15 protein-coding genes are annotated in these 16,758 nt (G+C 61.5%); 8 read left to right on the forward strand and 7 right to left on the reverse strand.

Going from position 1 to position 16,758, the window contains the following annotated elements:
- The first annotated feature begins 37 nt into the window (after positions 1–37).
- From GTP46_RS21325 to GTP46_RS21335, 3 genes are read left to right on the forward strand one after another with little or no spacing between them, the layout of a single operon-like run.
- A complete protein-coding gene (locus GTP46_RS21325; RefSeq protein ID WP_161008635.1) occupies positions 38–1,912 on the forward strand; it encodes a M61 family metallopeptidase in 1,875 nt (624 codons plus the stop codon).
- Between the two features lie 39 nt (positions 1,913–1,951).
- A complete protein-coding gene (locus GTP46_RS21330) occupies positions 1,952–2,878 on the forward strand; it encodes a sensor domain-containing diguanylate cyclase (protein WP_161008636.1) in 927 nt (308 codons plus the stop codon).
- A 27-nt stretch (positions 2,879–2,905) separates the two neighbouring features.
- Positions 2,906–3,244: a hypothetical protein gene (locus GTP46_RS21335; RefSeq protein ID WP_161008637.1), complete on the forward strand. Its 339-nt coding sequence runs from the start codon at positions 2,906–2,908 to the stop codon at positions 3,242–3,244.
- Here GTP46_RS21335 and GTP46_RS21340 read toward each other — a convergent pair.
- A complete protein-coding gene (locus tag GTP46_RS21340; RefSeq protein WP_161008638.1) occupies positions 3,241–3,999 on the reverse strand; it encodes an alpha/beta hydrolase family protein in 759 nt (252 codons plus the stop codon). The genes GTP46_RS21335 and GTP46_RS21340 overlap by 4 nt on opposite strands.
- Positions 4,000–4,013: 14 nt before the next feature.
- On the opposite strand from GTP46_RS21340, the gene GTP46_RS21345 reads away from it, so the two are divergent.
- Positions 4,014–4,202, forward strand: coding sequence for a DUF1653 domain-containing protein (locus tag GTP46_RS21345; RefSeq protein ID WP_161008639.1), 189 nt, complete (start codon positions 4,014–4,016; stop codon positions 4,200–4,202).
- On the opposite strand, the gene GTP46_RS21350 is transcribed toward GTP46_RS21345, so the two are convergent.
- Positions 4,199–5,677 carry a Y-family DNA polymerase gene (locus tag GTP46_RS21350; RefSeq protein WP_161008640.1) on the reverse strand — a complete coding sequence of 493 codons (1,479 nt, stop codon included), beginning with the start codon at positions 5,675–5,677 and terminating at the stop codon, positions 4,199–4,201. The genes GTP46_RS21345 and GTP46_RS21350 overlap by 4 nt on opposite strands.
- Positions 5,604–6,299: a translesion DNA synthesis-associated protein ImuA gene (imuA, locus tag GTP46_RS21355; RefSeq protein WP_161008641.1), complete on the reverse strand. Its 696-nt coding sequence runs from the start codon at positions 6,297–6,299 to the stop codon at positions 5,604–5,606. The genes GTP46_RS21350 and imuA overlap by 74 nt, the downstream gene beginning before the upstream one ends.
- 114 nt (positions 6,300–6,413) lie before the next feature.
- Between imuA and GTP46_RS21360 the strand changes: the two genes are divergently transcribed.
- Positions 6,414–7,670 carry a putative Na+/H+ antiporter gene (locus tag GTP46_RS21360; protein WP_161008642.1) on the forward strand — a complete coding sequence of 419 codons (1,257 nt, stop codon included), beginning with the start codon at positions 6,414–6,416 and terminating at the stop codon, positions 7,668–7,670.
- 6 nt (positions 7,671–7,676) lie between these two features.
- On the opposite strand, the gene GTP46_RS30400 is transcribed toward GTP46_RS21360, so the two are convergent.
- A complete protein-coding gene (locus GTP46_RS30400) occupies positions 7,677–7,847 on the reverse strand; it encodes a BPSL0067 family protein (protein ID WP_161008643.1) in 171 nt (56 codons plus the stop codon).
- A 217-nt stretch (positions 7,848–8,064) separates the two neighbouring features.
- Between GTP46_RS30400 and GTP46_RS21370 the strand changes: the two genes are divergently transcribed.
- Positions 8,065–9,033: a TlpA disulfide reductase family protein gene (locus GTP46_RS21370; protein WP_161008644.1), complete on the forward strand. Its 969-nt coding sequence runs from the start codon at positions 8,065–8,067 to the stop codon at positions 9,031–9,033.
- Between the two features lie 4 nt (positions 9,034–9,037).
- On the opposite strand, the gene GTP46_RS21375 is transcribed toward GTP46_RS21370, so the two are convergent.
- Both GTP46_RS21375 and hrpA read right to left on the reverse strand, forming a co-directional pair.
- Positions 9,038–10,111, reverse strand: coding sequence for an extracellular catalytic domain type 1 short-chain-length polyhydroxyalkanoate depolymerase (locus GTP46_RS21375; RefSeq protein WP_229259045.1), 1,074 nt, complete (start codon positions 10,109–10,111; stop codon positions 9,038–9,040).
- A 66-nt stretch (positions 10,112–10,177) separates the two neighbouring features.
- Entirely contained in the window at positions 10,178–14,182 is a 4,005-nt protein-coding gene (gene hrpA, locus GTP46_RS21380) for an ATP-dependent RNA helicase HrpA (RefSeq protein WP_161008645.1), read from the reverse strand.
- Between the two features lie 56 nt (positions 14,183–14,238).
- Between hrpA and argA the strand changes: the two genes are divergently transcribed.
- Both argA and GTP46_RS21390 read left to right on the forward strand, forming a co-directional pair.
- The gene (argA, locus tag GTP46_RS21385; protein WP_161008646.1) at positions 14,239–15,549 is read left to right on the forward strand and encodes an amino-acid N-acetyltransferase; all 1,311 of its coding nucleotides are present in this window, start codon (positions 14,239–14,241) and stop codon (positions 15,547–15,549) included.
- Between the two features lie 33 nt (positions 15,550–15,582).
- Positions 15,583–15,855 (forward strand): oxidative damage protection protein, encoded by a 273-nt coding sequence (locus GTP46_RS21390; protein ID WP_092274412.1) that lies wholly within the window; start codon positions 15,583–15,585, stop codon positions 15,853–15,855.
- Positions 15,856–15,949: 94 nt separating this feature from the next.
- Here the strand turns inward: GTP46_RS21390 and rpiA are convergent, their stop codons facing one another.
- Entirely contained in the window at positions 15,950–16,627 is a 678-nt protein-coding gene (rpiA, locus tag GTP46_RS21395) for a ribose-5-phosphate isomerase RpiA (RefSeq protein WP_161008647.1), read from the reverse strand.
- Positions 16,628–16,758: the final 131 nt, after the last annotated feature.

Here is a 16,758-nt window from a genome sequence, read left to right on the forward strand (position 1 = left end):
ACACTCTTTCTCTTGTTAACCGTTTTATCAAATGATTATGTCCTTCATCCGCGTTGTACTTGCCGCCGTGCTGGCTACCGCCTTCAGCGCCCAGGCCGCCACCGACCAGCCTTATCCAGGCACCATCGTCCTGAAAGTAGATGCTTCCAACACTGCCCAGAATATCTTCCGCATCCGCGAAAGCATTCCGGCCAAGCCGGGCAAGTTGACGCTGCTGTATCCGCAGTGGATCCCCGGTAACCATGGCCCGAGCGGCGCGATCAACCAGTTCGCCGGTTTGAAGGTCAGCGCCAATGGCCAGCCGCTGGAGTGGAAGCGTGATCCGGTCAATGTGTACGCCTTCCACGTCAACGTGCCGAAGGGCGCGAAAGGCGTTGAGGTGGAGTTCCAGTACCTGTCGCCGGTGGAGGCCAGCCAGGGCCGCACCACCATGACCAACGATATCCTCGGCGTGCAATGGCAATCGGTGACGCTGTACCCGGCCGGCTACAACAGCCGCGCCATCACCGTGCAGCCGAACCTGACCGTGCCGGCCGGCTGGCAGTTCGGCAGCGCGCTGGAACCGCAGGAGCGCAATGGCGACGAGGTCGCCTTCAAGCCGCTGGACCTGGAAACCCTGATCGACTCGCCGCTGTTTGCCGGCCGCTACTTCCGCCAGATCGACCTCGATCCGGGCGCGAAAATCCCGGTGCGCCTCAACGTGGTGGCCGACTCGGCCGAGCAGCTGGAAGCGACGCCGGAACAAATCGCCCCGCACCGCGCGATGGTGCAACAAGCCTACAAGCTGTTCAACTCGCAGCACTACCAGCACTACGATTTCCTGTTCGCCATCAGCGATGAATTCGGTGGCATCGGCCGCGAGCATCACCAGTCGAGCGAGAACGGCGTCAAGCTCGGCTACTTCGTCGAGTGGAACAAATACGAAGCGCGCCGCGAACTGCTGTCGCACGAATTCACCCACTCGTGGAACGGCAAGTTCCGCCGCCCGGCCGGCCAGAACGTCCCTGACTTCAACACGCCACTGCAAAACGAACTGCTGTGGGTCTACGAAGGCCAGACCCAATACTGGGGCGCCGTACTGGCCGCACGCTCGGGCCTGATCAAGCCGGAGCACACGCGCGACCTGATCGCCGCCACCGCCGCCCGCTACGACAACGTCAAGGGCCGCGAATGGCGCGCCGTGCAGGACACCGTCAACGACCCTATCCTCAACGCCCGCCGTCCGCAGGGCTGGAACAACTGGCAGCGCGCCGAGGACTACTACTCGGAAGGCGAACTGATCTGGTTGGATGCCGACACCAAGATCCGCGAACTGTCGGGCGAGAAGAAATCGCTGAACGATTTCGCGCGCCTGTTCTTCGGCGTGGATGACGGCGTCAACGTCGCCAAGCACTACACCTTTGACGACGTGGTGAAAGCCCTCAACACGATCCAGCCCTACGACTGGGCGCCCTTCCTGCGTAGCCGCCTCGACGGCCACGGCCCAGGGGCACCGCTGGACGGCCTGGCCCGCGCCGGCTGGAAGCTGGTCTACGCCGAAAAGCCAACCGACTTCCTGAAAGCGCAGGAAGACCTGAGCAAGTCGGCCAACTTCCAGTATTCGCTGGGCTTCTCGGTGACAGCGGATGGCAAGCTGGAAGCCTTGCAGTGGGACGGCATCGGCTTCAAGGCCGGCCTGGCAGGCGGCAATGTTGTGGTCGCAGTGAACGGCCGCGCCTACAAGCCGGAACCGCTGCGCGCAGCGGTCACGGCCGCCAAAACCAGCAAGGAGCCGATCAGCCTGCTGATCAAGAAAGGCAGCTTGTACCAGACCGTCGCGCTCGACTATCACGACGGCCTGAAGTATCCGCGCCTTGAGCGTATCGAAGGCACGCCGGACCGCCTTGAGGCTATTTTGCAACCACTGAAATAATTCTTCGGCAACAATGAAAGGGGGCGTTATACTGGATTCATGCCAGACCGGAACGACGCCCCCACCCTCGCAAGCGCAGAGTTGGATGAACTGCGCGAATCCGACCGTATTCTGCGCGCCCTGCTGGACAATGCCCCGGTCCTGATCTCGACCAAGGATTTGCAAGGCACAGTGACGATGGCCAATCGCCACTTCGAGATCATCGATGGCTACGATGCTGCAAGCTTCGTCGGCTCCAACATCTTCCAGCTCTTCCCCCGCGATATCGCCGAACCGCTGTGGCGCAACGACCGCCGTGCGGCGCTGGAAAAACGCGCCATCCACGAGGAAGAACAGGTCTACCACCGCGACAAAACCCTGCACACCTATGCCACCGTCAAGTTTCCGCTGATGGATGCGGACGGGGTGGTGTACGCCACCTGCGCCGTCTCGGCCGACATTACCGATGCCCGCACGGCGCGCATCGACAGCGTGACCGACGAGCTAACCAGCTTGCATAACCGGCGCTACTACAACGTCCGCTTCATCGAAGAGCAAAAACGTGCGCGGCGCGACCAGCGTACGCTGACCCTGCTGCTGGCCGACGTCGACCGCTTCAAGGAATACAACGACACCTACGGCCACCCGCAAGGCGACAAGGTGCTGCAAGCCGTGGCCGACTGCATGCGGCAGACCTTCCACCGCTCGGGCGACCTGTGTTTTCGCATCGGCGGTGACGAGTTCGCCTGCCTGTTCAGCAGCAGCGGCGAGGAAGAAAGCCTGGCGCTGGCCGAGCAGCTGCGCGCCTGCATGGCGGGGCGGCAGATTCCCCATACGGGCAACCAGCCGATGCAGCATGTGAGCTTGTCGCTGGGGCTGGCGTTTATCACGCCTGAGGTGGGTCTGTCGCAGGAAGAAATCTACCGTCTGGCCGACCAGGCGCTATACCGCGCCAAGCACGGCGGCCGCAATACGGTCTCGCGCTGACGCCGCCGATTGGTGTATGCTGCGCCCATGAACAATGACACCGACATCCAACTGAGCGGCCCCTTCAAGGCCACCGACGGCTCCGGCCGTGCCCACGACGCCAAGGCGATCCGCATCTTCGACGAAGGTTACGGCGCCATCGAGGTGTATGTGGACTTCAAAGCGCCCATCAGCGGCCTGCACAAAGACAAGGCGCTGATCAGCGCGGTCGTGGCGCAACTGCGCACCGTGGGCTACAAAGGCCCGGACCTGACCGCCGGCGATCCGGTGCTGCAGGAAGCCCGCTTGCTGGTGCTGGAAGCACCGGATGAATTCACCGCTTTCGCTGTCAGCAAGGGCTGGAAAGATTTGTCGGAAGACTTTTAAAACAGATAGCGGTCGGCCCACATCGCGATCAGGTTGGCAACGTAGACAGCGTCCTCGCGGCGCGTCAGCAGATGGTCTGCGTTGTCGAGCGAGATGAAACTTTTCGGATGCTTGGCCGCCGTGAAAATCTCCATCGCGTTGCTAAGACCGACCGTGTCGTCGTTCGGCGCGTGCATCACCAGCAGGGCACGGCGCAGGCCGGCAATCTTCAACTTCAAATTGTGTCCGGCCGCATCTTCCACGAATTGCTGCTGGATGCGGAACGGCCGTCCCGCCAGCTGCACTTCCGCCTCGCCTTCACGTTCAATCTCATCCAGATGCTGGCTGAACATGCCGGTGACGTAAGACGGGCTGCTCGGTGCGGCGATGGTGACCACCGCCTTCACTTCCGGCATCTGCTCCGCCGCCGCCAGTACGGCCGCGCCGCCGAGGCTGTGGCCGACCAGCAGGCTGGGTGCCTGGTAGTTCGCGCGCATGAAATCGGCGGCGGCCACCAGATCGTCGAGGTTGGACGAAAAGTTCGTCTCCGCGAACTCCCCGCCACTCGCGCCGAGGCCGGTAAAATCGAAGCGCAGCACGGCGATGCCGTGTTCCGTCAGCGCTTCCGCCACCCGGCGGGCGGCAAACACGTCCTTGCCGCAGGTGAAGCAGTGGGCGAACAGCGCGTAGGCCTTGACCTCGCCATCCGGCCCATCAAGCCGTGCGGCCAGCTGGTGGCCGTGCGCGCCGATAAATTCTTGTCGTTGTGATTTCATAGAGGAATAGAAAAATGCGTTACCAACACTACAAAGGTGGAATCTACGAACTGGTGTGCGAAGCCACGCTGGAATCCGACCTGTCGACCATGATTGTATATCGCACCGCCAATGGCACCATCTGGTGCCGGCCGCGCGAGGTGTTCTTCGAGATGATCGAGGTGGATGGCAAGCAGGTGCAGCGCTTCAAGCCGATCGATTAACCGAACAGTCCTTGCAAGTACCAGCGCGGCTCGAGCTCCTTCGATTTGGCGTCGCGCTCCTTGAACAGCCAGTAGTGGGCATGGTCTTCGCCTTGCGCCATGAAGTAGTCGCGCGTTTGCATATCGCCCCACCAGCCCGCTTCGATGCGCTCGCCGGTAGTGCGGATGCGTAGCGGTGAACCGTAGTACGGACGGTGGTCGCGCATCAGCAACGGGATCGGCTTGGCCAGCAGCCAGGTGGGGCGCGGCAGGCTGCCCATATCCGGCGGCAGTTGTGCGCGCGCTTCGGCTGGACGGACTTTTTTCTGGATGCTGAGCCAGGTATTGGCTTGCTCGGGGCGGTAGTCTGCGCTGGGCACGGCTTGCAGCACGTTGTCCGCCCCCAGTCGCGCGGCGAGCAGTTCCAGCAGTCGCTGCCAGTCTTCCTTGCTGCCGCCCGGCTCGGGGAATAATGAATCGCTGAGTGGCGCCATCGGCTGCACTTGGGGCGCCTCAAGGCGCAGTCCGATTACTGGTGCATCCAGCTCCTGCTTGGCCAGACGCTCTTTCAACAGGCGCACCAGATGCGTGTCTTTCCATGTGGGCTCGGCCAGCACGACTTCAATCACGGTGGGCGGACCTGCAGTGCGGCCGCGCTCGTGCTCCAGCAACAGGCGGATGCGTTCCACGGCCAGTTGGTGCGCACTTAGCCATCCCGTCAATTGCAGCAGCAGGCGATGCGCGCCGAACAGCAACGCTTCGGCGTTTTCCACGCGGTCGAACAATTCCAGCCTGGCGTGGAAGCTGGCTGGTGCGGCCAGCCATTCATGCAACTCGGGACGCGTGCCATGCGCGTCGTCCAGCATATCCAGCAAAGCGCGGCCGCAACGGCGCTGTAAGCCGGGACGAGGCAATCGGTACAGCTCCCCCAAGCTCATGCAGCCTATGCCTTCCAACCAGCCCAGGTAGGACCGGGCTGGCGGTAGCAAGTCGACCGGCAACGCATCAAGCCGCAGCTCCAGCGACGCCATTTTCAAAGCGCGGCCGCCGTTGCTGCGCGCCAGCAGCCACGCGCCGCGTGCGGTCGGTGCGCAGCTGAGCCAGCCCGTGAAGCCCAATGCGCGCACGCTGTGCGCCACTTTGCGGCACAAGGCGCGAATGCCGCCGAACAGGCGTAAGCTCGCGCCGACATCCAGCAGCAACGTGGATTCTTCCGCCTCCGCCAGTTGTGGCGTAAATTGCAGCAGCGCCATTGCCACCGCTTGCAAAGCCTCCTTTTCCAATTCCAGGTCGCGCTGCTGGAATTGCGATTGGGGCGCCAGCATGATCGCCCCGCCACGCCGCAAGCCCTGCCGCACGCCCGCCTCGTACGCCGCATCCGACAAGGCAATCACCCGCTCCTGCTCCAGCACTACCGTGCAGTTATCCCCTGACCAGCGCGGGCAAAATACCTCGAGCGGGAGCCGGGGCAGGTGTAGGGCGATCCAGAGGCGCATGGCGTTGAAGCAAAGAAGGCGTTAAGGGTAAGAAAAGAGGCGTGTCGCGCTGCGGTCCTCGTCGCTTCACAAAACCGATGTCGATACCGCCCGCCGCCGGTTTCAGCGACAAGCGCAACGGCGCGGGAGATGCATCCTGCGCTGCAGCCAAGGGACGCAGCATGCAGAACAAGGTCTCGCCGCTTTGCGCCGCCAGGTGCAGCCGGCGCAACGTTTCTCCGCGCGCCTGCTTTTGCCACAGCAGCAGCGCGCCGCAGCAGCCGCTGCGCAGGATTTGCTCGGCTGCCCACAACGCATCGCCAGCCTTGGCACCGCTGCGCACCCACAATAGCTGCGATGGTTCGATACCCAGCGCCGCCAATGCCAGCGCTTGCGGTTCGTGCGGCGGTTGCAGCAGCACGATGGGCCGCTTGTCCAGCGCGGCCAGCGCCGGCTGCAACAGGCGTAGTTCACCGATGCCGTGCTGCTGCACCAGCAGATCGATCAAGGTACCGATCGGCCAGCCGCCGCCGGGCAGCTGCGCGGACAAGGCGGCAAAACCTGTGTCCATGCAGCGCGTGGCGCTCTGCGCGAGCTGGTCGGCCCGCCACAAAGACGGGTGCACGGTTTCTGAAAGAGTCATGGCATTGTATCGCAAATACTGTATAAATACACAGTACTCCGCGCACCGTAGTTTGGCAAGGACTATTCTTGTTTGCTGTACCATGCGGTGAAGGAAATTATCAAAGGACACACTTTGCAAACCATACAACTGGTCGGCGCCATTCTGTTCGGACTGGCGCTGCTGCACACATTTGCCGCCAAATCGTTCGAGAAACTGTCGCATCGCCATCCGCGCCATGCCGGGCTATTCCACTTGCTGGGTGAGGTGGAGGTGGTGTTCGGCTTCTGGGCGTTTGTGCTGATGATTGCGATGGCCGTACTCAACGGCGGCGAGGCGGCGATTGCCTATGCCGAGTCGCGCCAGTACACCGAGCCGCTGTTCGTGTTTGTAGTGATGGTAGTGGCGGCGTCGCGGCCAGTGCTGGAGGTGGTGCAGCGCGTGCTACTGGCCTTGGCCAGGCTGATGCCGGTAGCGACCGAACTGGCGCTGGTGTGGTTCGGCTTCGCGCTGGTGCCGCTGACCGGCTCGCTGATCACCGAGCCCGCCGCGATGACCTTGGCCGCGCTGATGCTGGCGCCCTTGGTGTTCCGCGATGGCATGCCGGAGTGGCTGAAATATGCGGCGCTGGGCGTGCTGTTCGTGAACATCTCCATCGGCGGCCTGCTGACCGCCTACGCCGCGCCGCCAGTACTGATGGTGGCCGCGACCTGGAATTGGGACAGCGCCTTCATGGCATCGCAATTCGGCTGGAAAGCGACGCTGGCGGTGCTGGTCAACGCCACTGCAATCTGCTTCGTGCTGCGCAAGCATTTGCGCGCGCCGGCTGCCGATGCGGGCGCTGCTACTGATACTCCCGCCGTGCCATTGGCCGTGACGCTGATCCATCTCGGCTTCCTGGCTGCGGTGGTAGTGCTGGGCCATCACCCAGTGCTGTTCCTCGGCGTGTTCATGCTGTTCCTTGGATTTACCACCGCCTACCAGCGCTACCAGAATCCGCTGATCATCAAGGAAGGCCTGCTGGTGGGCTTCTTCCTGGCCGGGCTGGTGGTGCTGGGCGGGATGCAGCAATGGTGGTTGCAACCGATCGTGGAAAGCCTGTCGCCGCTGGCCCTGTTCTTCGGCGCCATGAGTCTCACCGCCATCACCGACAACGCCGCCCTCACCTACCTTGGCTCGCTGATCGACAACATATCGGTCAGCGCGCAATACATGCTGGTCGCCGGCGCAGTCACCGGCGGTGGCCTGACCGTGATCGCCAACGCGCCCAATCCGGCCGGCGTTTCGCTACTACGCCGCGGCTTCCACGACCAATCCATCGGCACCCTCGGCCTGCTAGCCGGTGCGCTAGCCCCAACCGCCGTTGCGGCACTGGCCTTCTTACTACTTTGAGATAAATTATTCGCACGTACACTGGCCGGCAATATAGATCCCCTCTATCCCCTGCCTCCAATGCGGCGTAGTCGGGGCGCCCGCATATTTTTGAATGAGCTCCACGCATTGATGACTACCGACCACCGGCTGGTCTTTGAGTTCCGCTGCTTTCGGATAAACGTATGACATTTCCATATCTCCTTCTGAGATGGTTAGTTAATGTCTTAACGTACGTTTTTGAGTCGTGAACGCTTTGAAATTCAGCAAATCAAAGTGTGATGACGCTGCGGGATTTGGCCTGATGAAGGAACAGCCGCCATCATGGCCTAGTCGTTTAGGCGGTTCTTGCACCTTCTGGATACCCCAAGTTGTGAGTACGATGAGTTATCGATTAACTCATTAAGGGTGCGCCATGAAATGGAGCTTGGTGTGGGTTTTGCTGGCGGCGCTGGCGGGGACGGCTGGGGCGGCGGAGAGTGGTAAGGAGCGGGCGCAGTTGGCGGGAAAGGCGTTGATTGAGCAACCGGGACCTTCTGCTACGTTGACGTCGATTGATGGCCAGCGTATTGATTTGGCGTCGCTGTATGGCAAGCAGCCGGTGTATCTGAAGTTCTGGGCCACTTGGTGCAAGCCTTGCAATGAGCAGGCGCCGGGCTTTGAGCAGCTGTATCAGCAGTACGGCAAGCGCGTTGCGGTGGTGGCGGTCAACGCCGGCTACAGCGAAACGGAAGCCGATGTACGCGCTTTCATCGCCAAGTACAAGCTGCATATGCCGACGGTGATTGATGACGGCTCGCTCGCCGGCAAGCTAAATCTGCGCGTCACGCCGCAGCATATCGTGATTGATGCGAATGGTCGCATCGTCCATGTCGGCCATCTGGATGACCAGGAATTGCATGCGGCATTGGAGCGCGTGGCGACCACCGCGCCGACCAGCGCCACGGTGGCGCTGGCGCCGCAAAGCAGCGAGCCTGCGGTGTTCAAGGTTGGCGACCAGGTGGGCGGCATCGGCATCAAGACCATCTCCGGAAAAACGGTGGCACTGGGCGCGGGCAAGCCGCTTACATTGGTGTTCTTCTCGCCGTGGTGCGAATCCTATTTGTGCGAGACGCGCCCCGCCACCGCTGCCGCCTGCGAACGCGTGCGGCTGGAATCGGAAAAGCTGGCCAAGGATAAGCGTACCGAATGGCTCGGCATTTCATCCTCGCTGTGGACGACGCACGCCGAGCTGGCCGGCTATGCGAAAGAAAAGCGCACCAGCATTCCTATGGTGCTGGACCAGAGCGGTGAAATCTTCCGCGCATTCGGCGTGCACAATATTCCGACCATTGTGATGCTGGATGCGCAGGGCCGTGTCACTAAAGTAGTGGCGCAACCTTGAGCGATCAAGTGCGCTGATGGCGGGCAAAGAAGTCCAACATTAGTTTAGTGGCGTCGGGGCCTGCCTTGGCGTTGAACGGCAAGATGGAGTCACCACCGCTCCAGGCGTGTTCCAGTGGTGGGATCTGGACGGCGCGCAGCATGAGCTTTCGCCCAACGTAGAAATCGTGCAGGCTGCTGCGCGGTTTGTTTGTGATTTTCGCTGGACCGGTGAGGCGGTTTAGCAGCAGGCTTTGTCGCATCAACTGCGCTTGGTTGATTGGGCGGACGATGATGTCGCTGCCGCCCTGGATCAGAATCGCTGGCATGCCGGGGAAGTCAGGATGGCGTTGCAGGATTTCTTGAGCAGCGATGTCGGCACGCAGGCCGGCGCCGTGGTGCATGACGCCGATGCCTGTCAACGTGTTGTGTCCTGCACCGAAGACCGGACCTGAGTGCAGGCCGACAGCGGCGAACAGTCTTGGCTGGTTCAGCGCGAGGATATTGGCCATGCCAGCGCCGGCCGATATGCCTGCGACGTAAATGCGCCGGCGATCGACGGGATATTGCGTTAGCACTTTGTGGATCATGCTGATGATGGTGGGGACGTCGCCGCCACCGGCTTGCGTGGCGCGGTCGTACCATTTCCAGCAGCGCTGGGCATGGTGGCTGGTCAGTTGTTGTGGGTAGAGAACTGCGTAGCCATATTTTTCGGCACGCAGGTTCATACGCGTGCCTTGGGCGAATTGGGTGGCGGTTTGCTGGCAGCCGTGCAGCATGACGACCAGGCCTGCGGGTGGTGAAAGGCTGTTTGGCAGATAGAGCCAATAGCGCATTTGCTGCCCGGCTGCGGTGACGACGTGGGAGGAGAGCCATTTGCCCGGCGCGACGGCGGAGTCGCGCGGCGCGCGAGCGACGGATGGCGCAGGCTGCGATATGCGCGGCGTGGCGACGGCGCGGACGGTGGGAGTTGCACGCGGCTTGGCCGGGGCGCGTTTGCGCTTCGGCTTGGGCGGCGCTGTGGCCGTGGCGATTAGCTTGGCCGTGCGGGTGCCGGCGCGAAGTAAAGTGCGCAGCAGCTTACCGGTGTTGACTTTCATCGCAACGTCCTCCTGTTGCTAATCAGTCTACCGAAAAACTGCCGCGTGCAGCGTACGGCAGCGCGCTTAGCGCTGCATGGATTCCCACACTTTCTGCAGACGCTTGGCCGAAACCGGCATTGGCGTGCGCAGTTCTTGCGCGAACAGGGACACGCGTAATTCTTCCAGCATCCAGCGGTATTCCACCATTTTCGGATCGGTGTTTTTACCGGCCGATTTGTCGCGGCTCACGCGCAGATAGGCTGCTGCGGCTTGCTGCCATTCGGCCATCAACTTGGTGTCGCGCGCCGGATCGCCACGCAGTTTTTCAATGCGGACGTTCATGGCTTTCAAGTAGCGTGGGAAGTGAGACAGCTGGCTGTACTCGTTCTCTTGCAGGAAGCGCTTGTGCACCAGGCCTTGCAGTTGCTGCTGCATGTCTTGCGCAGCTTGCTGCGACAAGCTTTGCAGGCGTTTCGGCAGGCCGTGGAATTCGGTCAGCACTTGCGACAGCAGGCGCGCGATCTCGTTCACCAGCAGCACCAGGCGCGATTTGCCTTCGTCTTTGCGCTTGGCGAAGGTGGCTGCGTCGATCGGCAGCGGATCTTGCAGACAGGCGATGTCCAGCGCTTTGTTGATGATTTGTTCGCGCAGTTCTTCCTGCGTGCCCATGCTCATGAATTGCATGCCCATTTGCTGCAGGTTCGGGATGCTCTTTTCGATGAATTTGATTTGGTCTTTCATCTGCAGGGCGAACAGGCGGCGCAGGCCAATGCGGTGCGTGCGCGCGGCGACGGTTGGGTCGTCGAAGACTTCCAGGTCGCAGTGGGTGGTTTTGTCTACCAGTGCCGGGAAGCCAATCAGCGTGAGTTTGCCTTGGGCGATTTCCAGTAGTTCCGGGAGTTCGCCGAAGGTCCACGAGGTGAGGTTTGTTAGCGTGATGTTGCTGGTTGTCGGCGCGGCAGACGACGCAGCAGAAGCAGCAGCAGGTGCTGCTTTGGCCGGCGCCACGGCGCGCGCGGCGACGGTGGCTTGCGGGCCGGAGGCTTCCGCCATCTTTTGGAAGCTCTCGCGCGCTTGCGTGCCGTATTCGGCTTGCAGCGTCGCCAAATTTCGGCCCATGTCCAGCTGGCGGCCATGCTCGTCGATCACTTTGAAATTCATGAAGTGGTGCGCTGGCAGGGTCTCCGGCTTGAAGTCGGTGGTCAGCGGCATCACGGTGATCTGCTTGCGGATGTCGGCGATGATGGCGTCGATCAGCTCACCGCGGCCGAAGGCGTGCGCCTCCTCCACGCGCTCGCAGAACTTGGCCGCGTAATCCGGCAGCGGCACGCAGTGGCGGCGCAGTTTCTGCGGCAGGGATTTCAGCAGCAAGTGCACCTTCTCCTTCAGCATGCCCGGCACCAGCCATTCGCAACGCTCGCGCGACAGCTGGTTCAGCGCATACAGCGGCACCGCCAACGTGACACCATCGCGCACGCTGCCTGGCTCGAAGTGATAGGTCAGCGCCAGCTCAAGGCCGGACACGTTCATCTTCTTCGGGAACAGGTCCGTGGTGACGCCTGCGGCCTCGTGGCGCATCAGCTCATCGCGGTTCAGGAACAGCAGCTTGGGTTCTTGCGCCGTGACGTCCTTGTGCCACTTCTCGAAGCCGGCGCCATTGACTACGTCCGCCGGCACCAGCTTATCGTAGAAGGCTGCGATCAATTCATCGTCCACCAGCACGTCCTGGCGGCGCGACTTGTGTTCAAGATTTTCGATCTCTTTTACCAGCTTGTGGTTGTGCGCGAAGAACGGCGCACGCGTCTCGTAATCACCGCCAACCAGCGCATCGCGAATAAAGATCTCGCGCGCTTCGGATGGATTGAACAAGCCGTAGTTGATGCGGCGCTGGCTATACACCACCAAGCCGTAAAGCGTCGCGCGCTCCGACGCAGTCACCTGCGCCGAACGTTTTTCCCAACGCGGCTCGCCCCAGGATTTCTTCAGCAAGTGGCCGCCGACTTTCTCCAGCCACTCCGGCTGGATCTGCGCGATGCAGCGCGCGTAAAGGCGCGTGGTATCCACCAGCTCCGCAGCCATAATCCACTTGCCCGGCTTCTTGCTCAGCGAAGAACCTGGCCAGATATTGAACTTGATGCCGCGCGCGCCAAGGAAGCCCGGATCGTCTTCCTGTTTGAAGCCGATGTTACCCAGCAAACCAGTCAACAACGCCATGTGCAGGTTTTCATACGTGGCCGGAGTTTCGTTCAGGCGCCAGCCCTGCTCTTTGACGATGGTGAGCAGTTGCGAGTGCACATCGCGCCATTCACGCAGGCGCAGTTGCGACAGGAAGTTGGTGCGGCAGTTATCCTGCAACTGACGGTTGGTCTTCTTGTGCTCAATCGCGTTTTCGAACCACTTCCAGATCTTGATGTAGCTAAGGAACTCGGACTTCTCGTCGGCGAATTTTTTATGTGCCTCATCAGCCGCCTGCTGGTGCTCCATCGGACGGTCACGCGGATCCTGCACCGACAAGGCCGAAGCAATGATCAATACTTCGTTCAGGCAAACGTTATCCAGCGCGGCCAGAATCATGCGGCCCACGCGCGGGTCCAGCGGCAGCTTGGCCAGTTTCTTGCCCAACGCCGTGATCTGATTGTACTCATCGACCGCACCCAATTCTTGCAGCAACTGGTAGCCGTCCGCAATCGCACGCGCCAGCGGCGGTTCGATGAACGGGAAGGTCTCCACATCGGCCAGATGCAGGGTCTTCATGCGCAGGATGACGGAGGCCAGCGACGAGCGCAGGATTTCCGGCTCGGTAAATTTAGGACGCTGGTTGAAATCCTGCTCGTCGTACAGGCGGATACACACACCATCGGCCACACGGCCGCATCGGCCGGCGCGCTGATTGGCTGCCGATTGCGCAATCGGTTCGATCTGCAGCTGCTCGACTTTGTTGCGATAGCTGTAGCGCTTCACGCGCGCCAGGCCGGCGTCCACCACGTAGCGGATTCCCGGCACGGTCAGCGAAGTCTCTGCCACGTTGGTGGACAGGACGATGCGGCGCGCGTTGGTCAGCTTGAACACGCGCTCCTGCTCCTCGGCCGACAAGCGGGCGAACAGCGGCAGGATTTCCACGTGCGGCGGGTGGTGCTTGCGCAGCGCTTCAGCGGCGTCGCGGATTTCGCGTTCGCCCGGCAGGAACACCAGGATGTCGCCAGAGCCGATGCGCGCCAGTTCGTCCACGCTATCCACCACCGCATCCATCAGGTCACGCTTCTCGCGTGCGGCGGCGGTGCGGGCGCCCTTACCTTCGGCGTTAGCGATGGCTGCGGCATTGCCGCCGGCCGGCACGTCGCTCTCAATCGGGCGGTAACGCACTTCCACTTTGTACAGGCGGCCCGACACTTCGATCACCGGTGCTGGTTTCTCCGGCGTGCCGAAGTGGCGCGCGAAGCGGTCGGCATCGATGGTCGCCGAGGTGATGATGATCTTCAGGTCCGGACGGCGCGGCAGCAGCTGTTTCAGGTAACCGAGCAGGAAGTCGATGTTCAGGCTACGTTCGTGCGCTTCATCGATGATGATGGTGTCGTAGCCCTTGAGCAGCGGATCGCTTTGCGTTTCGGTCAGCAGGATACCGTCGGTCATCAGCTTGATGGACGCGCCTTTTTGCAGCGTGTCGGCGAAGCGCACCTTGAAGCCCACGTGCTCACCCAGCGGCGAGCCCAATTCCACGGCAATGCGCTTGGCGGTCGACGAGGCGGCGATACGGCGAGGCTGTGTGTGGCCGATCAGGCCTTTTTGTCCGCGTCCCAGTTCCAGGCAAATCTTCGGCAACTGGGTGGTTTTACCGGAGCCGGTTTCACCCGAAACGATGATCACTTGATTATTTTGCAGCGCTTCCGCGATCTCGTGGCGACGGCCCGATACCGGCAGATCTTCCGGGAAGGTGATCGGCGGCAGCGGGTTGCGGAACGCGCGTTCAGCCTCGCGCGCAGCCTGTTCTTCCGGTGTCAAACGCGGACGTGGCGGCTTCTGCCCAGGGCGGGATGTGGCGTTTTGCGGGCGGTTAGGCTGATTTTTTGGCTTGTTGCTGGCTTCTGACATTGTTTTTTACAAAGGTATTTGGCGCGGACGTCGCGCACCGAATTATAATGCGGCTAATGGAAAACCCTACCCAATTCGTCCAATGGCTGCGCTCCGTCGCACCTTACATCCACGCCTTCCGCGGCAAGACCTTCGTGGTGGCCTTCCCCGGTGAACTGGTGGCGGCCGGCGCCTTGCCGGTACTGGCCCACGATTTGTCGCTGCTGCACGCGCTGGATATCAACGTCACCGTGATCTACGGCTCGCGCCCGCAGGTGGCGGAACAACTGGCCCTGCGTAACGTCGAAGGCCGCTTCCACAACGGCCTGCGCATCACTGACACCGCCGCCATGGAATGCGCCAAGGAAGCCGCCGGCGAACTGCGTCTCGACATCGAGGCCGCGTTCAGCCAGGGCTTGCCGAACACGCCGATGTCCAACGCGGCGATCCGCATCATTTCCGGCAACTTCATCACCGCCCGCCCGCTCGGCGTGATCGACGGCGTGGACCTGGAACTGACCGGCGTAACCCGTAAAGTCGACGCCGAAACCATCCACTCCATTTTGGGTTCCGATGGCCTGGTGCTGCTGTCGCCACTGGGCTTCTCGCCGACCGGCGAGGCGTTCAACCTGACGATGGAAGACGTGGCCTGCTCCACCGCCATCGCGCTGCACGCCGATAAGCTGATCTTCATCACTGAGACGCCGCTGATGACCGACGCCGCCGGCGCCGAGATCCGCGAACTGTCCTCGCACCAGGCGGAAGCCGTACTGCAAGCGGGCTTCCTGCCCGATTCCACCGCCTTCTACCTGAAGCACTGCATCAAGGCCTGCGACAACGGCGTGGAACGTTCGCACATCGTCTCGTTCGACATGGATGGCTCGACGCTGCTGGAACTGTTCACCCACGATGGCGTGGGCACCATGATCTCGCACGAGAACCTGGAATCGCTGCGTACCGCCACCATTGAAGACGTGGGCGGCATCATCAAACTAATCGAACCGCTGGAAGCCGACGGCACGCTGGTCAAGCGCGGCCGCGAACTGATCGAACGCGAGATCGAGATGTTCTCGGTCATCGAGCACGATGGCGTGATCTTCGGCTGTGCGGCCCTGTATCCGTTCCCGGAGCAGAAAATGGCCGAAATGGCATGCCTGACCGTCAACCCGGAAGTACAGGGCCAGGGCGACGGCGACCGCATTCTCAAACACATGGAGAACCGCGCCCGCGCGCTGGGTCTGAACAAGCTGTTCGTGCTGACCACCCGCACCGCGCACTGGTTCATCAAGCGCGGCTTCGCACAGGCCACCGTGGACGCCCTGCCGAAGGACCGCCAGCGCATGTATAACTGGCAGCGCAAATCCCAGGTTCTGATTAAGACCTTATAATCTCGTTTTTACAAAGCTTTAGGAGCAACCCATATGGCCCGCACCGTTCAATGCATTAAACTCAACAAGGAAGCCGAGGGCTTGGACTTCCCGCCGTATCCGGGTGAACTGGGTAAGAAGATTTACGAGCAGGTGTCGAAGGAAGCCTGGGCGGCATGGCTCAAGCACCAGACCATGCTGGTCAACGAAAACCGCCTAAACCTGGCCGACCAGCGCGCCCGTAAATACCTGGCAACGCAGATGGAAAAACACTTCTTCGGCGATGGCGCCGATGCAGCACAGGGTTATGTGCCGCCAGCGGAATAAACCGCTACCCCGCATCCTTGAGTGACAGATTCAGCTCCGTCGCTTAGGGGTCTGACCCCGCAGGGGTCAGACCCCACCTGGCAGTGCGGGTCTATCAGAACTTCAACGTTTTCACACCTTCCGCAGTACCCAGCAGGCACACATTGGCGCCGCGCGCAGCGAACAAGCCCACTGCAATCACACCCACGATCTGGTTGATCTTCTCTTCCAGCGCCTTCGGCTCAGTAATCGACAGACCCGCCACATCCAGCAGATAACCGCCGTTATCGGTCAGGAACGCTTCCTCCGTACCCGGCTTCAAACGCAGCTTAGGAGTGCCGCCCAGCTTGACCAGCTCACGCGCCACCGACGCGCGCGCCATCGGGATCACTTCCACCGGCAGCGGGAACTTGCCCATCACGTCCACCAGCTTCGAACCATCGGCGATGCAGACAAACTGCTTGGCCACCGAAGCGACGATCTTTTCACGGGTCAGCGCAGCGCCGCCGCCTTTGATCATGGCGCCGCTGTTGTCGATTTCGTCGGCGCCGTCAATGTAAACCGCCATTTCCGCCACATCGTTCAGGTCGAACACCTCGATGCCATGGCCGCGCAGGCGGGCAGCAGTCGCTTCCGACGACGCCACGGTGCCCTTGATCTTGTCCTTGATCTTGGCCAGTTCGTCGATGAAGAAGTTGGCGGTGGAGCCAGTGCCCACGCCGATAATCTCGTTTTCCACCACGTAGGCAATGGCTTCACGGGCTACGGCTTGTTTCAGTTCGTCTTGGGTCATGATAAATAAATAATGGAATAAGAGGAGGGGAAATCGGAATGGCGCTATTTTACCACCCCGCTTTTTGCCAAAAAATTGCGCCGAGACAACATAGGCAACATTGCTTTGTCGCAGACTTGCACAAGCTGGCC

It is taken from the genome of Duganella flavida (genome assembly GCF_009857445.1).
GTDB classification, from domain to species: domain Bacteria; phylum Pseudomonadota; class Gammaproteobacteria; order Burkholderiales; family Burkholderiaceae_D; genus Rugamonas; species Rugamonas flavida.

Bases quoted from the DNA above. Each gene is read 5' to 3' on its own strand.
- GTP46_RS21340 (WP_161008638.1), bottom strand. From the start codon at position 3,999: ATGAAATCACAACGACAAGAATTTATCGGCGCGCACGGCCACCAGCTG.
- GTP46_RS21345 (WP_161008639.1), top strand. From the start codon at position 4,014: ATGCGTTACCAACACTACAAAGGTGGAATCTACGAACTGGTGTGCGAA.
- GTP46_RS21370 (WP_161008644.1), top strand. From the start codon at position 8,065: ATGAAATGGAGCTTGGTGTGGGTTTTGCTGGCGGCGCTGGCGGGGACG.
- imuA (WP_161008641.1), bottom strand. From the start codon at position 6,299: ATGACTCTTTCAGAAACCGTGCACCCGTCTTTGTGGCGGGCCGACCAG.
- GTP46_RS21325 (WP_161008635.1), top strand. From the start codon at position 38: ATGTCCTTCATCCGCGTTGTACTTGCCGCCGTGCTGGCTACCGCCTTC.
- argA (WP_161008646.1), top strand. From the start codon at position 14,239: ATGGAAAACCCTACCCAATTCGTCCAATGGCTGCGCTCCGTCGCACCT.
- GTP46_RS21350 (WP_161008640.1), bottom strand. From the start codon at position 5,677: ATGCGCCTCTGGATCGCCCTACACCTGCCCCGGCTCCCGCTCGAGGTA.
- hrpA (WP_161008645.1), bottom strand. From the start codon at position 14,182: ATGTCAGAAGCCAGCAACAAGCCAAAAAATCAGCCTAACCGCCCGCAA.
- GTP46_RS21330 (WP_161008636.1), top strand. From the start codon at position 1,952: ATGCCAGACCGGAACGACGCCCCCACCCTCGCAAGCGCAGAGTTGGAT.
- GTP46_RS21375 (WP_229259045.1), bottom strand. From the start codon at position 10,111: ATGAAAGTCAACACCGGTAAGCTGCTGCGCACTTTACTTCGCGCCGGC.
- GTP46_RS21390 (WP_092274412.1), top strand. From the start codon at position 15,583: ATGGCCCGCACCGTTCAATGCATTAAACTCAACAAGGAAGCCGAGGGC.
- GTP46_RS21335 (WP_161008637.1), top strand. From the start codon at position 2,906: ATGAACAATGACACCGACATCCAACTGAGCGGCCCCTTCAAGGCCACC.
- rpiA (WP_161008647.1), bottom strand. From the start codon at position 16,627: ATGACCCAAGACGAACTGAAACAAGCCGTAGCCCGTGAAGCCATTGCC.
- GTP46_RS30400 (WP_161008643.1), bottom strand. From the start codon at position 7,847: ATGGAAATGTCATACGTTTATCCGAAAGCAGCGGAACTCAAAGACCAG.